Raw genomic sequence first — 20,687 nt, 5'->3', positions numbered from 1 at the left:
CAAAACTAAATTATTTATCTAAAATAGCAAATAATTCTTTTTGAACTTCTTCGATTGCACGTAAGCCATTCAATTTATTATAAGTTGGTGCATCTTCACCTGAAGCAGCACGACCTTGATAAAAACCTACTAATTGTTCAGTTTCACTATGATATGAACCTAAACGCTTACGAATCGTTTCTTCTTGATCATCTGGACGTTGTACCAAGTCTTCACCAGTTTCATCATCCTTACCTTCTACTTTAGGTGGATTATAGACAAGGTGATAAACACGACCAGAAGCTGGGTGCTGACGACGACCTGAAAGACGTTGAACAATCTCTTCATCAGGAACATCAATTTCGATCACATGATCAATTGAAATACCCGCCGTTTCCAAAGCTTCGGCTTGTGGAATCGTACGTGGGAAACCGTCAAAAATACAACCGTTCACACAATCTGGTTGAGCAATACGCTCTTGAACCAAACCAATAATGAGTTCGTCTGATACTAAACCACCAGACTCCATAACACTTTTCGCTTTAAGACCTAGTTCAGTTCCTTCACGAATTGCAGCACGGAGCATATCACCGGTTGAAATTTGTGGGATATTGTAGCGCTTACAGATCAACTGAGCTTGAGTACCTTTACCTGCCCCAGGTGGTCCGAGTAAAATAATGCGCATAAAAGAACATCCTCATTTAAAAACAATAAATCTTAAATTGAGCAATATGATACAGATTTATTGCTCAACCAACATCAAATTAATTATAAGAAAGCAACAAATAAGTGGATTAAACCTGCAAAAAAACCAGTCACACCACCCAATACAATTAGGATCCACTCATCTTCTTGGAACGCAGGTCGCAATAAATTCTGGAACTCTTTCGGTGTTAGTTCACGGATGCGGTCTCTAAACATTTGAAAGATCTTCTGCGCACGACTTGCATTCAGAGCTGGGTCACATACTGGACCCATAGTAATTTCAATTGAGCGATCAATCAAGTCGGTCTTGAGTCTAGCATATTCTCTTGGCCCTAATGAAAGCTGCAGTGAAGTTCTGACCAATGGAGTTTCCATAATTTCATTAATATGGCGCTTGACAATCCGACGAGTTTTATCTTTTTTACTACCATACATCATTTCAGTCATGATGGATTTCAGAGTAATTAAATCTTCAGTTACCACGCTTGCAAATACATCTGAAACTTCCTCTTGGCGTTTCATAAATGCACCTTGAACGTTATATGTACCAATCCTTAGCACAGGAACGATCCATGGAAACTTACGGTCTTTGGTCAAACGGAAAATCTGTGGGTAACGGATATAATGCGGTTCAATTGGGTTAAATACCATCCAAATCGCAATCCAGTTGGTTAAAAAGCCCCAGATTGATGCCCAAAAAGGAACGGTCCAATGCCACGGTACCACAAACCAAACGATCATTTGGAAAATCCCAAAGAACATTCCAATTAACGCACTGATATGCCAAATAAAATTAATTTCTTTCTGACCAACTTTAAGGAACATACGTACCATTAAACGGCGATCACCTTCCATTTGGCTGACCATCATTTCCCGCATGTCCACAAGTGACTCGACGTTCATGGTCAGCTCAGTCACAAGTTCTTTTAATGTATTTGGCAACTGTTTATGGGCTTGCGCATAAATTCGACGTTTAATCGAGTATGGTAAGTTCTCCCACAACACAGCATTACGATCAACCATGACTTCATCAATTAAGTGTTCAAGCTCAAAACCAACTTGCTCACCAATGATCATTGCCATATCTTCTGGATCCATTGCCTCTAAAAACTCACGCAATGAACCCAACTTAGATAATGTATTATCGGTGATGATGCCCGAAATACGCCCTGCTTTACGCGGCACAATCCCCTGCCAACCTACAGGTAATGGTCCTAAATGGAATCCCCAAAAATTAATCGGGTAAAACACCATTTTTAAAGCCATCCATACATGAGCCCATGTTACTAGGGCTGTCACTGGAATAATACTTAGGACCGCCAGATGGTCAGGCCGATTTAAAAAAATCTGCCACAATTCATTGACGTAATCAAACATGCATGACTCTCAGAATTATTGATACATTAAGACTTATAAAAGAATGAACAATCAGTCACGCCCCTATAAGCCAAAACTTAACGTGTAAGAAATCTGAAAAACGGGCTCTACTTTTTTAACAGTATTCCCATTTCCATCTTCTATCTTGTCACGCAGTCCCGCTCCCACACTAAACGTACCAATTCGATCACTATTTAACCAAACAAATGCTAAATCAGTACCAACACCTAAATTCCCTTTTTGTTTACCGCCATAGTTTTTACTATCTATATGACCAGCATAAAGACCAAGGTAATAACCATTTTTATCTGTACCTGTTAAATGATATGGATAACGAAAGCCAATTTGCGCACCAGATTCATTATCATCATTTAAAAAAGCGCCTACTTTTGCATAAGCAATACCGTATGGATTTACCCATTCAAGATTGGCATGTAATAATTTTTTAGTAAAACCAGCACCAATGTTCCAAGTTGCTACGTCTTTTGCCCCTTTTAATTTTGCTTCAGGCATATATGGATTTTCTTCAGCATGGACAACGCCGTTGAATGCTAAAACCGCTAGTAAAAGGTAAGATTTTTTCATTATTTTCTCCATTTTCCCTAAGAGTGTATCTTGGACAATCCTATTTCAAACAGCTTCAGACTTTAACAGAATTATTTTGCATCTAATATACAAGTCCCTACAATTTTAATGTCTGCAAAGTCAAAAACTGTCGCATCATCATTCAGATGATGTATTGAAAATACTACAGTATGATCATGCAACTTACGTTAAAATAGCGCGCCTTTTATATTTTCTCCCTTGTAATTTAAGTCGACACCCTATGAAACAGCACTTTCCTTTAAAAAACATGCAACAAGAAAAGCGCATTTATAAGGGTCGAATCTTCTTTGCTATATTTGTCGTCGCTACTTTTCTACTTTTATTAATTTGCCGTTATGCATATTTACAGATTATTCATTACGACGACTTTACAACAGCCTCTGATAAAAACCGAATTCGTTTACAGCCTCTTCCACCCGCACGTGGTTATATTTATGATCGCAATGGCGTACTCTTAGCGGATAATTATCCTGTTTTTACAGCAACACTCAGTCGTACAGATGTCGCAGATATTGATGCAACCATTGCACGTTTAATTCCAGTACTGAGCTTAACCCAAGAAGATGTCGATCGTTTTAAAAGTCGCGTAAAAACTGCACGTAAAACGGAAAGAATTGCCATCAAGTTAAATCTGACTGAAGCAGATATTGCGAAATTCAGCGAAGTTAAATACGACTTCCCGGGTGTGAAAATTGAAACACAAATGACACGTTACTATCCTCATGGCGAATTGTTTGCCCATGTGATCGGTTATGTGGGGCGAATTAATGACAAAGAATTAAGATCTATTGATAAAGATTTATATGCAGGTACCAACCTGATTGGAAAAATTGGTGCAGAAAAAAGCTATGAAGAGTTATTACATGGAACACCAGGTTATGAATCCGTTGAAGCCGATGCACATGGTAATGTACTCCGTCATCTAGGTCGTCAAAACCCAACGCGCGGAAATGATCTTTATTTATCGATAGATTATGGTCTTCAAACCATTGCAGCTCAACAGTTGGCAGATCGTCGTGGTGCAATTGTAGCCATGGATCCTCGAACTGGAGAAATTTTAGCACTGGTCTCTAGCCCAAGTTTTAATCCAAATTTATTTGTTACAGGCATCAGTTCAAAAGATTATAGTGGTTTACGTGACAACTTAGACCAACCACTTTATAACCGTGCCGTACAAGGCGTTTATCCACCGGGTTCGACAATTAAGCCGATGTTCGGACTTGGCGGAATTCATTACGGACTCGTCGATTGGGGCACAGCAATTTCTGATCCTGGTTATTTTAATTTACCAGGAGATAAACACCGCTTCCGTGATCATAAAAAGACAGGTCATGGTGCTGTAAATTTACATAAAGCCGAAGTTGTATCTTGTGATACCTATTTTTATATCTTGTCTTATCGTATGGGTATCGAAAAAATGAATGACTGGATGCGACAATTTGGCTTTGGCGCAAAAACAGGTGTAGATTTACCAAGTGAAAGCACAGGTTTATATCCAAGTCCAGACTGGAAAATGCGTACACGCAAATCGAAATGGTTAAAAGGTGAAACGATTTCGGTCAGTATTGGACAAGGCGCATTTACTGCTACCCCATTACAACTTGCGATGGCTGTAGCAATTACTGCGAACAAAGGCTCTCACGTTACACCTCACGTTTTACGTGATAATAAAGGCGCAAAAAAATATTCTGTGCACAATGCTCCTGACGGTAAAATTCAATTTAATGGTACAGAGCAAGATTGGCTTAACATGCATGCAGCCATGATAGACGTGATTCAATCTGGAACGGGGCGTGGCATTAAGGGCGGATTACAATATTCTATTGCGGGTAAAACAGGTACAGCTCAGGTCAAAAGTATTGCTCAGGGCAAACGTTATAATGAAGCCGCTCTTTCCTCCCGACAATGGGACCACGGTTTATTTGTTGGCTTTGCACCAGCGGATAACCCTGAGATCGCGATTGCTGTGGTGTGGGAAAATGGCAAGCATGGTGGTTCCGCGGCGCAACTAGCACGTCCAGTTTTCGATTACTGGCTGGTGACACGCAACAAGAATCCACTGCGTCCTGCAAACCATCAGGTCAGTGGTGGCCTAATGACCGCAGGTATCAAGCCAGGCGAGTTGCCAAGTGGCAATACCACAGCACCAACAACGGCGCAAACCTCTCTGCCAACACCACCTCCAGTAAGACCTGCCCCAGCAGTTACCCCACCACCACAGCCAGTTGATGGAATTACTGAATAATGAAGAATCAGTTACGCATTATCGGGGGAGAATGGAAACGGCGCTCCCTGCCCTTTGCCAGTATTGAGGGTTTAAGGCCAACGCCTGACCGTGTCCGTGAAACCCTGTTCAACTGGCTGATGTGGGATATCCAGAATGCACAGGTGCTAGACCTGTGTAGTGGTTCGGGCGCCCTCGGTTTTGAGGCACTTTCACGTGGCGCTGCAAAAGTGGTCATGATTGAACCCAACCCAACTCAGGCACGCTTTTTAAAGGATAATATCCAGTTATTGAAAGCAGAAAATTGCCAGTTGGTGGTCTCAACTGCACAGCAGGCATTAAACAAATTAAACGGCGGCTTTGATGTCGTATTTCTTGACCCACCCTACAGCCTTGATTTATGGCAAGAGCTTGCTGAATTGGCAGAGCCACTGATTAGCCCAAACGCCTATATCTATGTTGAGGCAGACCGTGATTTGTCACAGCTAAAACTTCCAGCCAGTTGGCAAAAAATCAAGGAAACCAAAGCGGGTCTGGTACGCGCAGGTTTATATCAAAAGGTGGTCTAAAATATTCGCAACCAAAAAAAGCGGACCAGTTGCCCCCGATCAAATGGAAAACTGGAAAGATATTCATAACCAATCCGATTATTTTTATTCAATTGATACACCATACCGTATCCAAGTGAAATCGAAAAATCACCTAAAGATAGATTGCTCGTATCTCCTGTTAACATCTTTTGATTAAATTGATTGGTTTGGTAAGCGGTATAGTTATAAACACGCCAACGATCATCTTGGAAAAACGGATTATGCAAGATTGAATAATCTGTTTTCTCTTGCTGTGGATAGGCAGAGTCAAACATTTCTTCAGTATCATCATTGACCTCTGTAAAAAAATTATAATCCCCTGCATGACAGGCACAGGAGAAAAATAAGATAAAACAGGATAAATTTTTCATTTTTGTTTTCCCAATTATATTACATGATTAAAATCAAATATATAGAAAAAAATATGCGCTTCATCTCAAAACTGGATTTTATGCCACACTATTTAAGTCATTTAATTGCTTATATTAGACATGATTAATTTATTTACAGAATAAATTCTATATACAATAACAATCTTTAAAAATTTTTATTCTAAATATCATGAAGATCTTATGCGTGCTGATTGTGATTACCCAATTAACAGGATGTGTATTTGGACAATCAAGTGAAGTCAAACGTGCTGAAAAAATTTTACAGCGTTTCCAGTGTAGCAACGTGGAGACCAGCCAGCTTGCCACTTCTTCCATTACCAATTTTTATCAACAGACCCTTGCCGCAAACAAGGACAAAGCCAGCACCTATATTGAACAGTATAAAAATGGTGAGGACCTGTTTGACATTCCACTCGATGAAGTTGTACAACAAAAGTACCAGCTCTATCTACAGGCTTGTCAGGCGCTTGGTGGGGTTGCAGCGTCACCTTTAATACCAGTTTCAACCGAACAATGATAAATCAACCTGCCTGATGACTTTTTCTTCTCGGATGCAGCATGATTGAAAAACAACTTGGTTTAAAACATTATATTGCGCTTGGGGTCATCGCCCTTGCCGTGGCAATTGCCAGCATACAGCCGCTTGAGCTTGAGTCCTATCTCCTGCATCAGGTGGGCACCGTGTTTATGCTGGTTGTGCTGATCATCAGCATGAAAAAAATAGGCATCAATTTTTCCAGTTTTTGCTTGTACCTGCTTTTTCTTTTCATCCATATTGTTGCGGCACATTATTTGTACTCCTATGTGCCTTACAATGAATGGTTAAAGTCCCTATTTCATTTTGACCTGAATCAGGTGATGGGCTGGTCTCGCAACATGTATGATCGACTGGTGCATTTTGCTTATGGATTATTGCTTTACCCATTTTTTCTCCGTTGTTTTCAGGTCTGGTTTCCTACCGCAAAACCATTGACCTTGTTCCTGCTGGTGATCCAGTTTGTGATGGCTTCCAGTATGCTCTATGAGTTGCTCGAATGGGGACTATCCATTGGTTTATCGCCTGAAGATGCAGAAAACTATAATGGACAGCAGGGAGATATGTGGGATGCACACAAGGATATGTTTCTGGCCACAATCGGATCAATCTTTACAGGGCTGCTCTATTTAGGCAAAAGCAAAAGAAAAGCACCTTAAACAGGTGCTTTTCTTTGATCAGGACAAATTGATTAAAACTTAGGGTCACGCATCTGAACCAACGTGTTGTTTGCCTTGGCGAGGCTATCAGCGATTTTACCCATCACCGTTGGAATCAGAGTCTCAGCCATTTGTGCCGCCTGCAAACCTAGCTTTTCACCAAAAGTTGGGCGCTTACGAGTATTAATCACATACACATCATGTTTTGGTAATAGGCTTAACAAATATTCATCCGAGGTTTGCAATTTATCAACCAAGTTCAGCTCACGTGCGTCTTCACCGTACCAGTGCTCACCAGTGGCAACCTTTTCAACGTTGAGTTGTGGGCGGTATTTTTCAATAAAGTGCTTAAACAGCACATGTGTCTGCTGCAATTCCTCTTCAAACTTGGCCTTACCCTCAGCAGTATTTTCACCAAACATGGTTACGGTGCGTTTATATTGACCAGCGGTATACAGCTCAAAGTCCACATTATGCTGTTTCAATAAACGGTTAAAGTTCGGCACCTGTGCAACCACACCAATTGAACCCACCACGGCAAACGGTGCTGAAACAATTTCATTGGCAATACATGCCATCATGTAGCCGCCACTGGCAGCAACCTTATCAACACAAATCGTCACATGAAAACCCGCATCACGTAAACGAACCAACTGAGCCGCAGCCAAACCATAGCCATGCACCATTCCACCTGGGCTTTCCAGACGTACAATCACACGGTCATGCCCTGCTTTTGCAGTTGCTAAAATTAAAGTAATTTCTTCACGAATAGTATCTACCGCAGATGCTTGCACATCACCTTTAAAGTCAAGCACATAAATTTTTTGATCATTCTTTTTTCGAATTTTTGCTTCTTTAGCAAGTTGTTGAACGAGTTGTAGTAATTCCAAACGAGATGCTGTTGTTTGTGCAATTCTTTTTCTTTGTTCATTCACACGCGCATTTAAATGACTAATACGAATTTCAGCAGGAAATTTAGGTAAATGGAATAACATAAAGTAAGTGCTCTATAAGTTCGGCTTTATTCGACTAAGATGTGGCCTGTTGAATAAAAATTCAATAGTGATTTTGCAAAATAGATTCATTTTCATCTATCTGATAAAAAAAAGAGCCCGAAGGCTCTTTAATTTATTCAGCAAGAATCAACCAAAACGACCCGTAATATAAGCTTCAGTCAATTGATGATCTGGTTGTGTAAATACTTTTTCAGTTGAATTGACTTCGATCAAATCACCTAAGTGGAAGTATGCAGTACGATCAGACACACGCGCAGCCTGTTGCATTGAGTGGGTCACGATTGCAATGGTGTATTGTTCAGACAGTTCAGAAATCAGTTCTTCAATTTTCGCCGTCGCAATCGGATCCAGTGCTGAACAAGGCTCATCCATCAGGATCACTTCTGGGCTGACCGCAATGGTACGCGCAATACATAAACGCTGTTGCTGACCGCCAGACAAACCTGTTCCTGGCTGGCTTAATCGATCTTTCACCTCATCCCACAGGCCTGCTTTACGCAAGCTATTTTCCACAATTTCTTCCAGATCATATTTGTCACGTGCCAAGCCATGCAATTTCGGGCCATAGGCAACATTGTCAAAAATTGATTTTGGAAATGGGTTTGGCTTCTGGAACACCATGCCCACTTGCGCGCGTAACAATACCACGTCAAGATTAGGATCATAGATATCCTGATTATCCAGTGTCACCTTACCTGTCACACGACAGCTATCAATGGTGTCGTTCATACGGTTTAAGGTACGCAGGAATGTTGATTTACCACAACCCGATGGACCAATAAACGCAATCACTTCATTCTGGTAAATATCCAGATCAATGCCTTTGATTGCTTCAGTTTCACCATAATAAACATGAACATCTTTGGTACTGATTTTCACTTCACTGGTTTTTGGCTTTTTACCTGAAGAAGCTGTTTCAAACTGAGAAACAAACGCAGTATTCGATTGCTGAACTGGCGCTTCAGATGAAGTAAATTCTGTTTGCTGTGGATTCACTGACTTATCCTTTTCTACGGCGTTCATAATATCAATCGTATTCATTGTACTCTCCTCAACTACCAACGCACTTCAAATTTCTTACGAAGCCAAATTGCAAGGCTATTTAAACCAATCATTAATGCAAGTAACACAATAATCGCTGCCGCAGTACGCCCTTCAAAAAAGTTACGTAACTCATTTCCCTGCCATAAATAAACTTGTACAGGTAAGGCTGTTGCCTGATCCAGTGGTGTAGCTGGAACACTCGCAACGAAAGCACTCATACCAATCAACAATAATGGTGCGGTTTCACCCAAAGCATGTGCAACCCCAATAATTGATCCTGTCATGATACCCGGTAATGCCAATGGTAATACGTGATGGAACACTGTTTGGACTTTTGATGCACCTAAGCCAAGCGCTGCCTGACGAATTGAAGGTGGCACAGCTTTTAATGAAGCACGTGTGGTAATAATCACGGTCGGCAAAGTCATGAGACTGAGTACCAGACCACCAACCAACGGTGCAGACAATGGTAAATGCATCCAACCAATAAAAATCGCCGCGCCGAGTAGACCAAATACAATCGAAGGTACAGCAGCCAAATTGTTGATATTGACTTCAATGATGTCAGTCATGATGTTTTTAGGTGCAAATTCTTCAAGATAAATCGCACTTGCAACCCCGATTGGAATTGAAATCAAGATTACAATCAACATCATGAATAACGAACCCATAAACGCGCCCGCTAAACCACTTGTTGCTGGTGAGCTACGAGAATCTGGACTAATAAATAAATTCGTATTAAAGGTATTTTCAATAATACCATTTGCTTTTAGTTTATCTGCAAGTTGACGAACTTCTGGATCAAGCTGCTGTTGGTCATCTGGTAAAGAACGATCAATATTACCTGCTAGCCACACATCCACATTGGCGTCCGCTAAGAATTTAATCTCTTCTTTAGTACCAATTAATGCTGGATTCTCAAGCACCATGTCACGTAAACGATAGACTTCTGAACTCGTGTACAAACTATTCAAATAATCACGTTGTGACTCAAGTGCTGGATCTTTAGCCACAATACCATTAACAATAAGTGCATCCCAATCCACCATGCCCATTTCAGTTTGCCAAGCCACAAAGCGCTCTTCAAAATGAGCAGGTGTCTCACCAGCAGTCTGCTTTGGCTTTGCTCCTACATTAATAATTGCAGGATCAAAATACACAGGAACGGTCATACTACTTTGCCAAAATGAAGGCAAACCTTTTGCTAAAATGCTAACGAACAGTAAAGCAACAAATGCAAGACCAATCATCACCGCAGAGAAACCTGCAAAGCGAAATGCCTTTTCTTTACGATGACGCTTTGCTAGAGAGCTTTGAATGATTGCTTTACGCTGCTCACGTTGTTCAGCAGCTACTTGTGGATCAAATACGTTCTGATCCAGAGGAGATGTATTTGAACTCATTCGTATTGCTCACGATATTTGCGCACGATATATAGTGCAATAATGTTTAAACCCAAAGTAATCACAAACAAAGTTAAACCAAGTGCAAATGCCACTAATGCTTGTGGACTCGCAAAATCTGTATCACCAGTTAACTGTTTAACAATGGTTACAGTCACTGTTGAAACCGCTTCAAATGGATTTGCATGCAATAATGGACTGTTCCCTGCTGCAAGTACCACAATCATGGTTTCACCTACGGCACGAGACACTGCAAGTAGAAATGCCCCTGTAATACCCGGTAATGCTGCTGGTAATACAACTTGGCGAATCGTTTCTGATTTGGTTGCACCTAAACCCAATGAACCATCACGTAACGCGCGAGGAACTTGAGTAATAATGTCATCTGAAAGCGATGAAACAAATGGGATGATCATAATCCCCATGACAAAACCCGCAGTCAGTGCACTTGTTGCATTAATATCAATACCAACACTTTCACCAATCATTTTGAAGAATGGACCAATGACCATTAAAGCAAATACACCATAAACGATGGTTGGAATACCCGCTAATACTTCAATTGTTGGTTTTGCCCAAGAGCGTAAGTTTGGAGATGCATATTCAGCTAGATAAATCGCAATCATCAATCCCACTGGTACTGCAACTAATAACGCAATACCACTGACCATTAAAGTACCCCAAATTAATGGCAAGATACCGTAACTTCCCTCTGCATTACCTGACGTGCTAAAACCTGGATTCCATTCTGTGCCAAAGAAAAAATCTGCTGGACTAACAAAACGGAAAAAATGTAATGCTTCACTCAACATTGACAGTACAATACCAATCGTTGTGAGAATCGCTACACCAGAACATAGGATCAAACCAACATTAATGGCTTTTTCAACCTGATTACGAGCACGAAATTGCTGACTCACATGACGTTTTGCCCAAACTAAACCTGCTAAACCAGCACTAATTACGATTGCCAATTTTGCAAAAGAACCTATGGTTTCAAATTTAGCAAGTTGTTGTGCAGCTGCTAGCTCATAAGCTGCTGGATGATCTGTAACCCCAAAACCAGACGCAATCGCTTGAACACGATCGATTAAAACCTCACGGCTTGCTTCATCTAAAGTTGCACTGACCGATGCTGGAATATTGTTAAAAATAATATGTTGAAGGACACTTGGTTCGACCAAGTTCCAAATGATCAAAATTAAAAAAGCAGGAACACCACACCACAAAGCGACCAACGCACCATAATAACCTGGACGTGAATGCAAAGTTGCTGAGTTGTTTCCCTTACCTGCTAGGTTACGGCTTTTGCTCAGCCCGATTTGATATGCAATTGCCACAAGGGCTAATAACACACCGATAAGTAGCAGATTCATGTAATCTCCACTGTTTTCTCAATTTTCATCATTTGAAAAAACTTAGTTAGACAAAAAGGCTGATGAACCTAAGTCGCACCAGCCTCCCTTTTAACAATATTACTTAACTGTTTTACCCGCTTTGAAATCAGCTAGAACTTTTGCACGTTCTTTATCGCTCATACTGATCAAGCCAGCTTTTTCTAATTTAGAACCTTTACCAGAAGCTTTCTTATTTAAGAAATATTCTACGTATTGCGGTAAACCTTTAATTGATTTTAAATGCTCGCCTTTCACATAGAAGTAAAGTGCACGAGATACTGGGTATTGACCACTTAAAACTGTTTTCTCAGAAGGTAATACACCATTTACTGTCGCAACACGTAATTTATCGCGGTTTTGGTCATAGAAACCTAAACCAAATACGCCCACTGCATTAGGAGAAGTTTTTAAACGAGCAAGAGTTTCTGTATAGTCACCAGCGATTTCGATTACGCGACCATCTTTACGGAATGTAGAGCACGCTTTTTTCTGAGCTTCTTTATCTAAGTTTTTGAAATAAGCAAATGATTCACAACCCGCTTCAACCATTTTTTCTTGGAACACTTCACGCGTACCATGGTTTGTTGCTGGAATAACTAAAGTAATCGGTTCATTTGGTAAGTCATCATCAATTTGGTTCCATCGTGTATATGGGTTTGGAACCAATTTACCACCTGAAGGAAGCTGTGCAGCTAATGCAGTAAATACATGTACTGGATCTAAGTTATAAGCACCCTTTCTTGAGTTAGACGCAAATACAATACCGTCATAACCAATTTTGATTTCTTGAACTTGATTTACGCCTGCTTTTTTACATGCAGCAAGCTCAGAATCTTTAATTTTACGTGAAGCGTTTGCAATATCGATGGTATTATCGCCAACACCTTGACAGAATTGCTTTAAACCACCTGAAGTACCACCTGAACCAACAACGGGTGCTTTAAATTGCGGGAAGGTATTCCCAAAGTCTTCAGCAACAATACTTGCATATGGTAATACAGTTGAAGAACCAGCGATTTGAATCGTATCACGAGCTGCATTCGCAGTTGTTGCTACGGCTACTCCAGATACAGCTAATGCAATTGCGATATGACGTGGATTTAAGCGCATTCTGTTTTCTCTCATTTATACAATTTGATTTACAACTCTTTTTAATTCAAGTGTTGTACTTTAGTTAACTGCATTTTGAGGAGATAATATGACAATTAAGTGACAACTTTATGACGCTTTTATGATGATCATTTTTTATTTGAAAATTTTCAGTCATAAAGAAATGAATTTTTTGATAAAAATAGCAAAAGAAAATTATCTTAATGATTGTAATTTATAATTTTTTACTTAAAACACGACATATAAGAAATCAAACTAGAAATACAAATTTGACAGCCTTAGTAATGAAAACTATATGACAAATGTCTATGTAATATTAGTTTTAATCCGTCGACTTGGTTCTAAATGAAATAAAATCAGGTTTCCAATAGCCATTTACACGTCTATCTAAAGCTATTCCGAAAATTACTTGAGATTAAATGAAAGGTATATTCATATGAACTAAATCTTTCTAAGCTCAATCTCACAGACTAAAAAATAAAAAAGGCACATGAATGTGCCTTTCTCTTAGAAAGCAAATCGATTAGTCAATCGCTGGAACATAAGTTCTTGCAGCAATTGCATCTTTAATACGATCAGCCTTTGCCAACACAAGTGCAAGCAAGTTTTGAACGTTTTCAAGCGTTGCAACTGGGCTTAAAGTGGTCATCTTCAATGATTGAACATTACCCACTTTGGTTACACCAATATTCGCTTCGCCACGAGCAAACAATTCATCTGCCACGTTTTGGTTTAAGCTATCGATAAATTCAGCAGGATAAGCTTCTGGTACTACACGGAACAGAACTGAAGCGAATTGTGGTTCAACCAACAATTCAAGACCCGCTGTTGCTTTAATATAGTCAGCAACTTCACGTGTAAGTTTCACACCATGATCAATCATTGAACCATAAAGCTCTTCACCTAATGCTTCAACTGTCATCCATAATTTCAATGCATCGAAACGACGTGTCGTTTGTAATGATTTAGATACAAGGTTAGGTACACCATGTTCTTCATCATAAGCAGAGTTTAAATATTCTGCTTCATAATGCATAAAGCGATAGTTTGCTTCGTCTTTCAACAAGAAAGCGCCACAGCTAATGCTTTGGAAATAATGCTTATGGAAATCAAGTGTGATTGAGTCGGATAATTCAATACCATCTAACATTGCACGATGGTCATTGGAAAGAATCAGTGCACCACCCCAAGCCGCATCAATATGCATCCATGAACCATACTTAGTGGTAATTTCACGGATTTTCTTGAGCGGATCAATCGCACCCGCATCGGTTGTACCTGCTGTCGCTACCACACATGCTACGATTTTGCCTTCAGCCTGAAGATGCGCCATAGTTTTTTCTAGCGCATCCACATCCATCTGTGCATTTTCGTTCACAGGAACAGTGACAACAGACTGGAAACCCATCCCCATCATTGCCATGTTCTTTTGCACAGAGAAATGTGCATTTTCAGAACAGATGACTTTGACGTTCTTCATTGCTTCTGCTGGAATACCATCACGCTGAACCGACCACGGCTTGCCGTTTTCGTCTTGCCAGTTTTTCGAGATGCACCAGTCACGCGCCAGTAACACACCCATCAAGTTAGACTGTGTTCCACCTGAAGTGAATACACCTGCTTGACCTGCGCCATAGCCCACTTTTTGGCGTAACCAATCAATAAGCTGAACTTCCATCAATGAACCCGCAGGGCTTTGATCCCATGAATCCATAGATTGGTTCGTTGCATTGATTAACACTTCCGCAATTTGGCTCATCACCATCGTTGGGCAATGCAAATGTGCAAGTGAGTGTGGATGATGTACTTTTAAACTTTTGTTGAGGAAAAGCTCAACCATACGTTGTAATGATTGTTGTACACCTAAACCTTCTTTCGATGGATTAAAAGAAATTGCTGCACGCAAATCTTTAATACTTCCACCTGTGTACATTTTATCATTTTGCAACCATGCTGAAACGGCTTTAACCGCTTCGCCCATTGCTGACTGATAGTCAGCAATGGATTGTGCATCATTGCAGAGTAACGCTTTACGATGTTCTGCAAAATCAACCATGGATTAGCCTCGTACTGCTTTTAATGCTTCAGCAACAGCTTTTTTGAAGCGTGCAACCACTTCAACACATTCGTCTTGATTGATGATAAGTGGGCAAAGTAAACGAATTACAGTACCGTTACGACCACCTTTCTCAAGTAAAAGCTTATTGTTGAAACAAGCGGTTTGAATTGCCGCAGCTAATTGTGCATCAGCAGGAAGTGAACCCATATGATCAGCTGGTTTACGCTCATCAACGATTTCAACGCCGATCATCAAACCACGACCACGGACATTACCAATACATGGGAATTCTTGAGCTAACTTTTTGAATTCAGCTTGTAAGAAGTCACCACGCTCTTGCGCATTTTGAGCAAGGTTTTGTTCAGAAATAGTTTTTAGAACCATTAAACCTGTACCCATTGCCAACTGGTTGCCACGGAAAGTACCCGTGTGACCTGCTGGCTGCCAAGCATCAAACTTACGCTTAATACCAAGCACGGCTAATGGTAAACCACCGCCTACAGCTTTTGACATCACCACAACATCAGGCTCGATACCTGCATGTTCAAAGGCAAACATTTTACCTGAACGTGCAAAACCAGCTTGAACTTCGTCCAAAATTAAAACGATGTTGTGCTTTTCAGTCACTTCACGAATTTTTTGTAACCACTTAACAGGTGCAGTTACGACACCGCCTTCTCCTTGAATTGCTTCAAGAATCACAGCAGCAGGTTTCGTTACACCACTTTCAACATCTTCGATGAAATTTTCAAAGAAGTAAGTCAAAGCATCAACACCCGCTTCACCACCTAAACCAAGTGGGCAACGATATTCATGTGGATATGGCATAAACTGAACGCCAGGCATAAGACCATTCACGGCATTTTTAGCACTCAAGTTACCTGTCATAGACAGTGAACCATGAGTCATACCGTGGTATCCACCTGAAAAACTGATCACAGAACTACGACCAGTATATGTTTTAGCAAGTTTAATCGCCGCTTCTGTAGCATCTGCACCAGATGGTCCACAGAATTGTAGGCAATATTCTTCTTGACCGCCTGGCAAATGAGCCAAAAGCGCTTCAGTAAACGCATCTTTTAAAGGAGTCGTTAAGTCTAAAGTATGCAATGGCAAACCGCTTGCCAATGTGTCTTGAATACTTTGAATCACCGCAGGATGATTATGGCCCAAAGCCAATGTCCCTGCCCCAGCTAAACAATCAAGGTACTCTGTACCTTCAACATCAGTAACCCAACAGCCTTGTGCTTTTGCTATCGCTAACGGTAATTTACGTGGATAACTACGAACATTCGATTCCATCTGACTTTGGCGAGTCAGATAATATTCGTTAGTTGCATTAGCGGCAGGATTTACGGAAGTAACGCTCATATCGAATTACCATCTCTGATATGGGTAAAAGAAATAAGTCTGGTGACTTGCGGTCGTTTGACTCGGTGCTTTTTAGAATCTAGTCAGACACAAATTTTATATCTTTCAACTAGGAGCGAGATGATACCTAATTTTGAAATAAAATAAACTCTTTTTATGCCTGACATTCATCTAATATTATTGAAAAAATGTTTCTTTCAATTAACTATGATGAATTATCATCATACTATGTGACAAGCGAAAGAAAGTAAGCTTTTTTTAACAGCCTTAATTTTTTTAGATAAATGGTCAAATATATAAAGCTAATTATTTAATTTTAAATATTTTTTAATTAATTTTTCTGTTGCAAAACACTGTTAATATATTACAAAGACACCACAAAATATCCAAAAGTTCCCCATCAGTTGTTTCTAATATCAGACTTGTAAAAATAAATGTTTAATACCAAATTTTAAGGAATTTTTTATGCGTACTTTAGCACTTGCAACATTAATGATCGGAGCTGCACTTAGCCCAAGCCTTTTTGCTCATGAGACTGAAAACTTGAACTATAATATTGTGAATATCCAAGCCGATGCAGCACGCCAAGTTGCCAATGATGAAATGCGTGCTGTGCTTTATATTGAAAGAAGCAATAAGCAACCCGCAGAGCTTTCGAATCAAATCAATCAATTAATGAATCAAGCGCAAGCAATTTCTCGTAAATACGCACAAGTAAAAGTCGAAACAGGTGCTCAAAGCACTTACCCTATTTACGACAATGACAGCAGTAAGTTAAAGGAATGGCGCGCACGCGCAGAAATCCAAATTGAAAGTAAAGACTTTAAAGCAGCAAGCCAGTTGATTAGTGAACTTCAACAGAGCTTTCAGACTCAATCGATTAGTTTTAGCGTATCTGACGAACAACGTAAAAAAGTTGAAAATGAACTGATGATTGAAGCTTCTAAAAACTTTCAGCAACGCGCACAAGCGATTACCCAAGCTTGGAATAAAACCCAATATAATCTGGTCATTTTAAATTTGAATACAAGTAATTATTTCCCTCAACCAATGATGCGTGGTGCTATGGCAAAATTTGCGATGGCTGAGGCAGCTCCAGCACAAGACATGGCGGCGGGTGAATCCAAAATCACGGTTAGCGCCAATGGGTCGATTCAGTTTAAATAAAATCGTAGGAGCGTATCGCATACGCTCTCCTAACATTTATTTTTTTAACGGCAAGGCATATTTAAAAATACGTCCGACAACTTCACCAAATTGCTTTACAAAGCTGGCATTGTTGTAATTCAAACCATATTTTTTACAAACCGCTTCAACTTTCGGTGCAATTTGGCGATAACGGCGTGCAGGAATATCTGGGAACAAATGATGTTCAATTTGATGGCTCAAATGTCCTGTCAAAATATGAAATGCTTCCGAGCCAGTCAAATTGGATGAACCACGAATCTGGCGCATATACCAATGCCCACGGCTTTCATCTTGCAGCACTGTTTTAGGAAACACTTCTGCATCTTTAGTAAAGTGACCACAGAAAATAATACTGAATGTCCAGATATTACGAATCCCATTAGCAACTAAATTTCCAGTAAAAACTGGGATCGCTGAAGGTCCTGCAATCAATGGGAAAAATACATAATCCTTAAACAGTTGCTTCGCTATTTTTTTCTGTGCTGGTTGCCATTCTCGTTTAAATTGTGTCATTGATTTACGCTTATAAATCACTTTGCCGAGTTCAAGATTTTGAATCGCAACTCCCCACTGGAATAATAAGCTGAATGGCACAATATAAATCGGTTGAATTAAAGTAAACTTTGTCCAACGTTGTTCTGGAAATAGACGAAATACACCATAACCCACATCATCATCCATACCTTTCACATTGGTATAAGTGTGGTGTTTGTAGTTATGGGTTTGACGCCAGTTATCCGAGGTTCCAACGGTATCCCATTCGTAAGTCTGACCATTAAATTTTGGATCACTCATCCAGTCATATTGTCCATGCATCACATTATGACCTAACTCCATGTTTTCCATAATTTTGGCAAAACCCAATAGCCCCGTTCCTAATAACCATGCTGGTGGAAACCATCCTGCAAACAACAAAGCTCGTCCGAGTAAGCTGCTATAACGGATTGAGGAATAAACACGGCGAATATACTTCGCATCTTTTTCGCCTAAGTCATCTAATACTTCTTGCTTGATCTGATCTAATTCTCGAGCAAAAGCTTCTAATTCTGAAGCAGTTAAATCACGATTTTTAGGATTTTTAAAATATTCAATTTTAACAGGCATATTCATAATTAATTTCTCATTTACAGATCAATCACTAGATCAGACTGAGCGGAATTTACACAAATTTTTAATAGTTGAGCTGGTTCATGATTCGCTGAACCATTCAACAAATTCTTCGTTGAGCCTTGCCCTTTAGTGCAGGCGCATTTATTGCAAATGCCCATACGACAACCATGATTAGGTTTAATCCCTTGATGTTCCAAACTAAAAAGAATGGATTGCCCTTTAGGTATCGCAACCGTTTTGTTGGATTGAGTCAATCTCACATTTATAAAACCAGTTTCCGAAGCATCCACATCAAATTGGCTTAAACTAAAAGCCTCGGTTTGAAGCAAAGCAGCACAAGAAAATAATTTTTCTGCTGTACTCACAAAACCCGATGGACCACAGGCATATACAGAGGTTTCATTTAAAGCTGAAATTTGATCAACATAACTCTGGTTCAAACGTTGATCTTGTTCTTGGGTATAAAAAATTTGATAACTGAAATGAGGAAAGTTTTCCGCTGTTTCTTTGAAATATTCAGCATAGGCTGCATCGGCCTGAGTTTTCACCCAATACATCAACTGTACAGATGTCGTCGAAAACTGTTTGGTTTGACTCAAACTTTCGATCAGGCTCAGCATCGGCGTAATGCCGCTACCTGCTGCAAGTAATAACAGGTTAGGAGTTTGAATATGCTGCTGCATATCGCCATAAGGTTGCCCTAAATAGACAATATCCCCTACTTTAGCTTGCTCAACCAACCATGAACTCACCAAACCTTGATCAACTTTTTTGACGGTTAAACAGAGATGATCTGCATCTAATTGCATCAAGCTATACGTGCGTTCGTAATGACGCCCTGCTATTTCAACGGTGACAGGATGATGTTGTCCTGCTGCGCCGCGTTGTACATGACGATTGCATTGCAAAATAAGACTTACCGTATCTTTAGCTACCGTTTGTTTTTTTACAACTTTAGCGAGTGATTGATTCAAAGACCACAGTGGATTGATTTTTTGTAGCCAAAAATTGGCATCATGGTTCGTAATTACGCTTTGGGCTATTGAATTGAATAGAGAAATTCTCTTTTCGACTGCTTGCATGAGCGGGAACTCTGATCATTTTTTAATTATTATACATGTGTATATATATTTGTATATATATTCGTATAATAATTTACATTTCCCAAGTAGTCAGACAATCGCTATAATCCCGAGTAGCTTACTTATATTTTGAAAATAATGGTTCAGTCTTCTACTTTTTTACCGCTCGGTCATGACTCACTAAATGAACAAGATGTCATTGCTATGAAATCTCCTGTACGTTCGGTTGGTAGAAAAGCAACCATTACCAAAGAAGAACTTTTTCAGGCGACACTGAATTTAATTGGCCCACAAAAAAGTATTGCATCTTTGAGCTTACGTGAAGTAGCGCGTGAAGCAGGCATTGCACCAAATAGTTTTTATCGACATTTTAAAGATATTGATGAACTGGCTATCGCTCTGATCGATCGTGCAGGTTTGGTATTACGTAAAATCATTCGCGAAGCGCGTTTGCAGGCATCTATGCAGCAAAGCATTATTCGAAGTTCAGTTGAAGTTTTTATTCAACAACTTGATGCGGATGAAGGAAATTTAAGTTTATTGCTTCGTGAAGGCTACACAGGTTCGACCTCGTACAAAGCTGCGGTTGATCGTCAGCTTAATTTCTTTCAACAAGAACTCCAAGAAGACCTGATTCGTCTGGAACAGATCAACAATAACAGTCACATGCCCCATGCGGATATTGCCGCTAAAGCCATCACCCAACTGGTGTTTAATATGGGTGCAAAAGTTATTGAGATACCTGCTGAACAGCGCACCGAAGTTGCTGAACAAACCATGATTATGATTCGTATGATCTTGGAAGGTGCACGTCATTTAGATGAATCAAGTATTCGATAA

Annotated in this window: 19 protein-coding genes; 6 read left to right on the top strand and 13 right to left on the bottom strand. The window is 39.9% G+C overall.

Annotation, left to right across the window (positions count from 1 at the left end; translation table 11 throughout):
- Positions 1 to 10: 10 nt before the first annotated feature.
- The 3 genes from adk to CDG55_RS05745 all read right to left on the bottom strand — a co-directional run bounded on the left by adk (position 11) and on the right by CDG55_RS05745 (position 2,646).
- Positions 11 to 664 (bottom strand): adenylate kinase, encoded by a 654-nt coding sequence (gene adk, locus CDG55_RS05755; protein ID WP_087536237.1) that lies wholly within the window; start codon positions 662 to 664, stop codon positions 11 to 13.
- Between the two features lie 83 nt (positions 665 to 747).
- Positions 748 to 2,061 (bottom strand): hypothetical protein, encoded by a 1,314-nt coding sequence (locus CDG55_RS05750; protein ID WP_087536236.1) that lies wholly within the window; start codon positions 2,059 to 2,061, stop codon positions 748 to 750.
- Positions 2,062 to 2,124: 63 nt separating this feature from the next.
- The gene (locus CDG55_RS05745; protein ID WP_087536235.1) at positions 2,125 to 2,646 is read right to left on the bottom strand and encodes a hypothetical protein; all 522 of its coding nucleotides are present in this window, start codon (positions 2,644 to 2,646) and stop codon (positions 2,125 to 2,127) included.
- A 241-nt stretch (positions 2,647 to 2,887) separates the two neighbouring features.
- Between CDG55_RS05745 and mrdA the strand changes: the two genes are divergently transcribed.
- Positions 2,888 to 4,912 (top strand): penicillin-binding protein 2, encoded by a 2,025-nt coding sequence (gene mrdA / locus CDG55_RS05740; protein WP_087536234.1) that lies wholly within the window; start codon positions 2,888 to 2,890, stop codon positions 4,910 to 4,912.
- Positions 4,912 to 5,460, top strand: coding sequence for a 16S rRNA (guanine(966)-N(2))-methyltransferase RsmD (gene rsmD / locus CDG55_RS05735; RefSeq protein WP_087536233.1), 549 nt, complete (start codon positions 4,912 to 4,914; stop codon positions 5,458 to 5,460). Before mrdA ends, rsmD begins: the two co-directional genes overlap by 1 nt.
- Here rsmD and CDG55_RS05730 read toward each other — a convergent pair.
- Positions 5,457 to 5,852 carry a hypothetical protein gene (locus CDG55_RS05730; RefSeq protein ID WP_087536232.1) on the bottom strand — a complete coding sequence of 132 codons (396 nt, stop codon included), beginning with the start codon at positions 5,850 to 5,852 and terminating at the stop codon, positions 5,457 to 5,459. The two genes, rsmD and CDG55_RS05730, sit on opposite strands and share 4 nt — an antisense overlap.
- Positions 5,853 to 6,042: 190 nt before the next feature.
- Here CDG55_RS05730 and CDG55_RS05725 point away from each other — a divergent pair, with 190 nt between their 5' ends.
- Together CDG55_RS05725 and CDG55_RS05720 are read left to right on the top strand one after the other, a co-directional pair.
- Positions 6,043 to 6,390 (top strand): hypothetical protein, encoded by a 348-nt coding sequence (locus CDG55_RS05725; protein WP_087536231.1) that lies wholly within the window; start codon positions 6,043 to 6,045, stop codon positions 6,388 to 6,390.
- Positions 6,391 to 6,431: 41 nt separating this feature from the next.
- Positions 6,432 to 7,067, top strand: a complete 636-nt coding sequence (locus CDG55_RS05720) for a DUF2238 domain-containing protein (RefSeq protein ID WP_005157906.1) — start codon at positions 6,432 to 6,434, stop codon at positions 7,065 to 7,067.
- Positions 7,068 to 7,099: 32 nt separating this feature from the next.
- Here CDG55_RS05720 and sohB read toward each other — a convergent pair whose 3' ends face one another.
- From sohB to CDG55_RS05685, 7 genes are all read right to left on the bottom strand, one after another.
- The gene (gene sohB, locus CDG55_RS05715; RefSeq protein ID WP_087536230.1) at positions 7,100 to 8,062 is read right to left on the bottom strand and encodes a protease SohB; all 963 of its coding nucleotides are present in this window, start codon (positions 8,060 to 8,062) and stop codon (positions 7,100 to 7,102) included.
- Positions 8,063 to 8,209: 147 nt separating this feature from the next.
- Entirely contained in the window at positions 8,210 to 9,124 is a 915-nt protein-coding gene (pstB, locus tag CDG55_RS05710; RefSeq protein WP_087536229.1) for a phosphate ABC transporter ATP-binding protein PstB, read from the bottom strand.
- 14 nt (positions 9,125 to 9,138) lie between these two features.
- A complete protein-coding gene (gene pstA / locus CDG55_RS05705) occupies positions 9,139 to 10,530 on the bottom strand; it encodes a phosphate ABC transporter permease PstA (RefSeq protein ID WP_087536228.1) in 1,392 nt (463 codons plus the stop codon).
- Positions 10,527 to 11,906 carry a phosphate ABC transporter permease subunit PstC gene (gene pstC / locus CDG55_RS05700; protein ID WP_087536227.1) on the bottom strand — a complete coding sequence of 460 codons (1,380 nt, stop codon included), beginning with the start codon at positions 11,904 to 11,906 and terminating at the stop codon, positions 10,527 to 10,529. The genes pstA and pstC overlap by 4 nt, the downstream gene beginning before the upstream one ends.
- A gap of 99 nt (positions 11,907 to 12,005) precedes the next feature.
- Positions 12,006 to 13,037 (bottom strand): substrate-binding domain-containing protein, encoded by a 1,032-nt coding sequence (locus CDG55_RS05695; protein ID WP_005157915.1) that lies wholly within the window; start codon positions 13,035 to 13,037, stop codon positions 12,006 to 12,008.
- Between the two features lie 523 nt (positions 13,038 to 13,560).
- Entirely contained in the window at positions 13,561 to 15,093 is a 1,533-nt protein-coding gene (locus tag CDG55_RS05690) for a pyridoxal phosphate-dependent decarboxylase family protein (protein WP_087536226.1), read from the bottom strand.
- Positions 15,094 to 15,096: 3 nt separating this feature from the next.
- Complete coding sequence (locus CDG55_RS05685; RefSeq protein ID WP_005157920.1) at positions 15,097 to 16,467, bottom strand: diaminobutyrate--2-oxoglutarate transaminase; 1,371 nt, start codon at positions 16,465 to 16,467, stop codon at positions 15,097 to 15,099.
- Positions 16,468 to 16,932: 465 nt separating this feature from the next.
- Between CDG55_RS05685 and CDG55_RS05680 the strand changes: the two genes are divergently transcribed.
- Positions 16,933 to 17,634: an SIMPL domain-containing protein gene (locus CDG55_RS05680; protein WP_087536225.1), complete on the top strand. Its 702-nt coding sequence runs from the start codon at positions 16,933 to 16,935 to the stop codon at positions 17,632 to 17,634.
- Between the two features lie 36 nt (positions 17,635 to 17,670).
- Here the strand turns inward: CDG55_RS05680 and CDG55_RS05675 are convergent, their stop codons facing one another.
- Both CDG55_RS05675 and CDG55_RS05670 read right to left on the bottom strand, forming a co-directional pair.
- Positions 17,671 to 18,765, bottom strand: coding sequence for a fatty acid desaturase family protein (locus CDG55_RS05675; RefSeq protein WP_087536224.1), 1,095 nt, complete (start codon positions 18,763 to 18,765; stop codon positions 17,671 to 17,673).
- A gap of 14 nt (positions 18,766 to 18,779) precedes the next feature.
- Positions 18,780 to 19,847 carry a ferredoxin reductase gene (locus tag CDG55_RS05670; protein WP_087536223.1) on the bottom strand — a complete coding sequence of 356 codons (1,068 nt, stop codon included), beginning with the start codon at positions 19,845 to 19,847 and terminating at the stop codon, positions 18,780 to 18,782.
- A 138-nt stretch (positions 19,848 to 19,985) separates the two neighbouring features.
- On the opposite strand from CDG55_RS05670, the gene fabR reads away from it, so the two are divergent.
- Positions 19,986 to 20,687, top strand: coding sequence for an HTH-type transcriptional repressor FabR (gene fabR / locus CDG55_RS05665; protein WP_087536222.1), 702 nt, complete (start codon positions 19,986 to 19,988; stop codon positions 20,685 to 20,687).

Origin of the sequence: Acinetobacter sp. WCHA45, assembly GCF_002165255.2 — a bacterium.
Taxonomy (GTDB): Bacteria; Pseudomonadota; Gammaproteobacteria; order Pseudomonadales; family Moraxellaceae; genus Acinetobacter.
This window is presented reverse-complemented; position numbering and strand designations above follow the sequence as displayed.

Coding starts and splice junctions, on each gene's coding strand:
- adk (WP_087536237.1), bottom strand. CDS start 664: ATGCGCATTATTTTACTCGGACCACCTGGGGCAGGTAAAGGTACTCAA.
- CDG55_RS05750 (WP_087536236.1), bottom strand. CDS start 2,061: ATGTTTGATTACGTCAATGAATTGTGGCAGATTTTTTTAAATCGGCCT.
- CDG55_RS05745 (WP_087536235.1), bottom strand. CDS start 2,646: ATGAAAAAATCTTACCTTTTACTAGCGGTTTTAGCATTCAACGGCGTT.
- mrdA (WP_087536234.1), top strand. CDS start 2,888: ATGAAACAGCACTTTCCTTTAAAAAACATGCAACAAGAAAAGCGCATT.
- rsmD (WP_087536233.1), top strand. CDS start 4,912: ATGAAGAATCAGTTACGCATTATCGGGGGAGAATGGAAACGGCGCTCC.
- CDG55_RS05730 (WP_087536232.1), bottom strand. CDS start 5,852: ATGAAAAATTTATCCTGTTTTATCTTATTTTTCTCCTGTGCCTGTCAT.
- CDG55_RS05725 (WP_087536231.1), top strand. CDS start 6,043: ATGAAGATCTTATGCGTGCTGATTGTGATTACCCAATTAACAGGATGT.
- CDG55_RS05720 (WP_005157906.1), top strand. CDS start 6,432: ATGATTGAAAAACAACTTGGTTTAAAACATTATATTGCGCTTGGGGTC.
- sohB (WP_087536230.1), bottom strand. CDS start 8,062: ATGTTATTCCATTTACCTAAATTTCCTGCTGAAATTCGTATTAGTCAT.
- pstB (WP_087536229.1), bottom strand. CDS start 9,124: ATGAATACGATTGATATTATGAACGCCGTAGAAAAGGATAAGTCAGTG.
- pstA (WP_087536228.1), bottom strand. CDS start 10,530: ATGAGTTCAAATACATCTCCTCTGGATCAGAACGTATTTGATCCACAA.
- pstC (WP_087536227.1), bottom strand. CDS start 11,906: ATGAATCTGCTACTTATCGGTGTGTTATTAGCCCTTGTGGCAATTGCA.
- CDG55_RS05695 (WP_005157915.1), bottom strand. CDS start 13,037: ATGCGCTTAAATCCACGTCATATCGCAATTGCATTAGCTGTATCTGGA.
- CDG55_RS05690 (WP_087536226.1), bottom strand. CDS start 15,093: ATGGTTGATTTTGCAGAACATCGTAAAGCGTTACTCTGCAATGATGCA.
- CDG55_RS05685 (WP_005157920.1), bottom strand. CDS start 16,467: ATGAGCGTTACTTCCGTAAATCCTGCCGCTAATGCAACTAACGAATAT.
- CDG55_RS05680 (WP_087536225.1), top strand. CDS start 16,933: ATGCGTACTTTAGCACTTGCAACATTAATGATCGGAGCTGCACTTAGC.
- CDG55_RS05675 (WP_087536224.1), bottom strand. CDS start 18,765: ATGAATATGCCTGTTAAAATTGAATATTTTAAAAATCCTAAAAATCGT.
- CDG55_RS05670 (WP_087536223.1), bottom strand. CDS start 19,847: ATGCAAGCAGTCGAAAAGAGAATTTCTCTATTCAATTCAATAGCCCAA.
- fabR (WP_087536222.1), top strand. CDS start 19,986: ATGGTTCAGTCTTCTACTTTTTTACCGCTCGGTCATGACTCACTAAAT.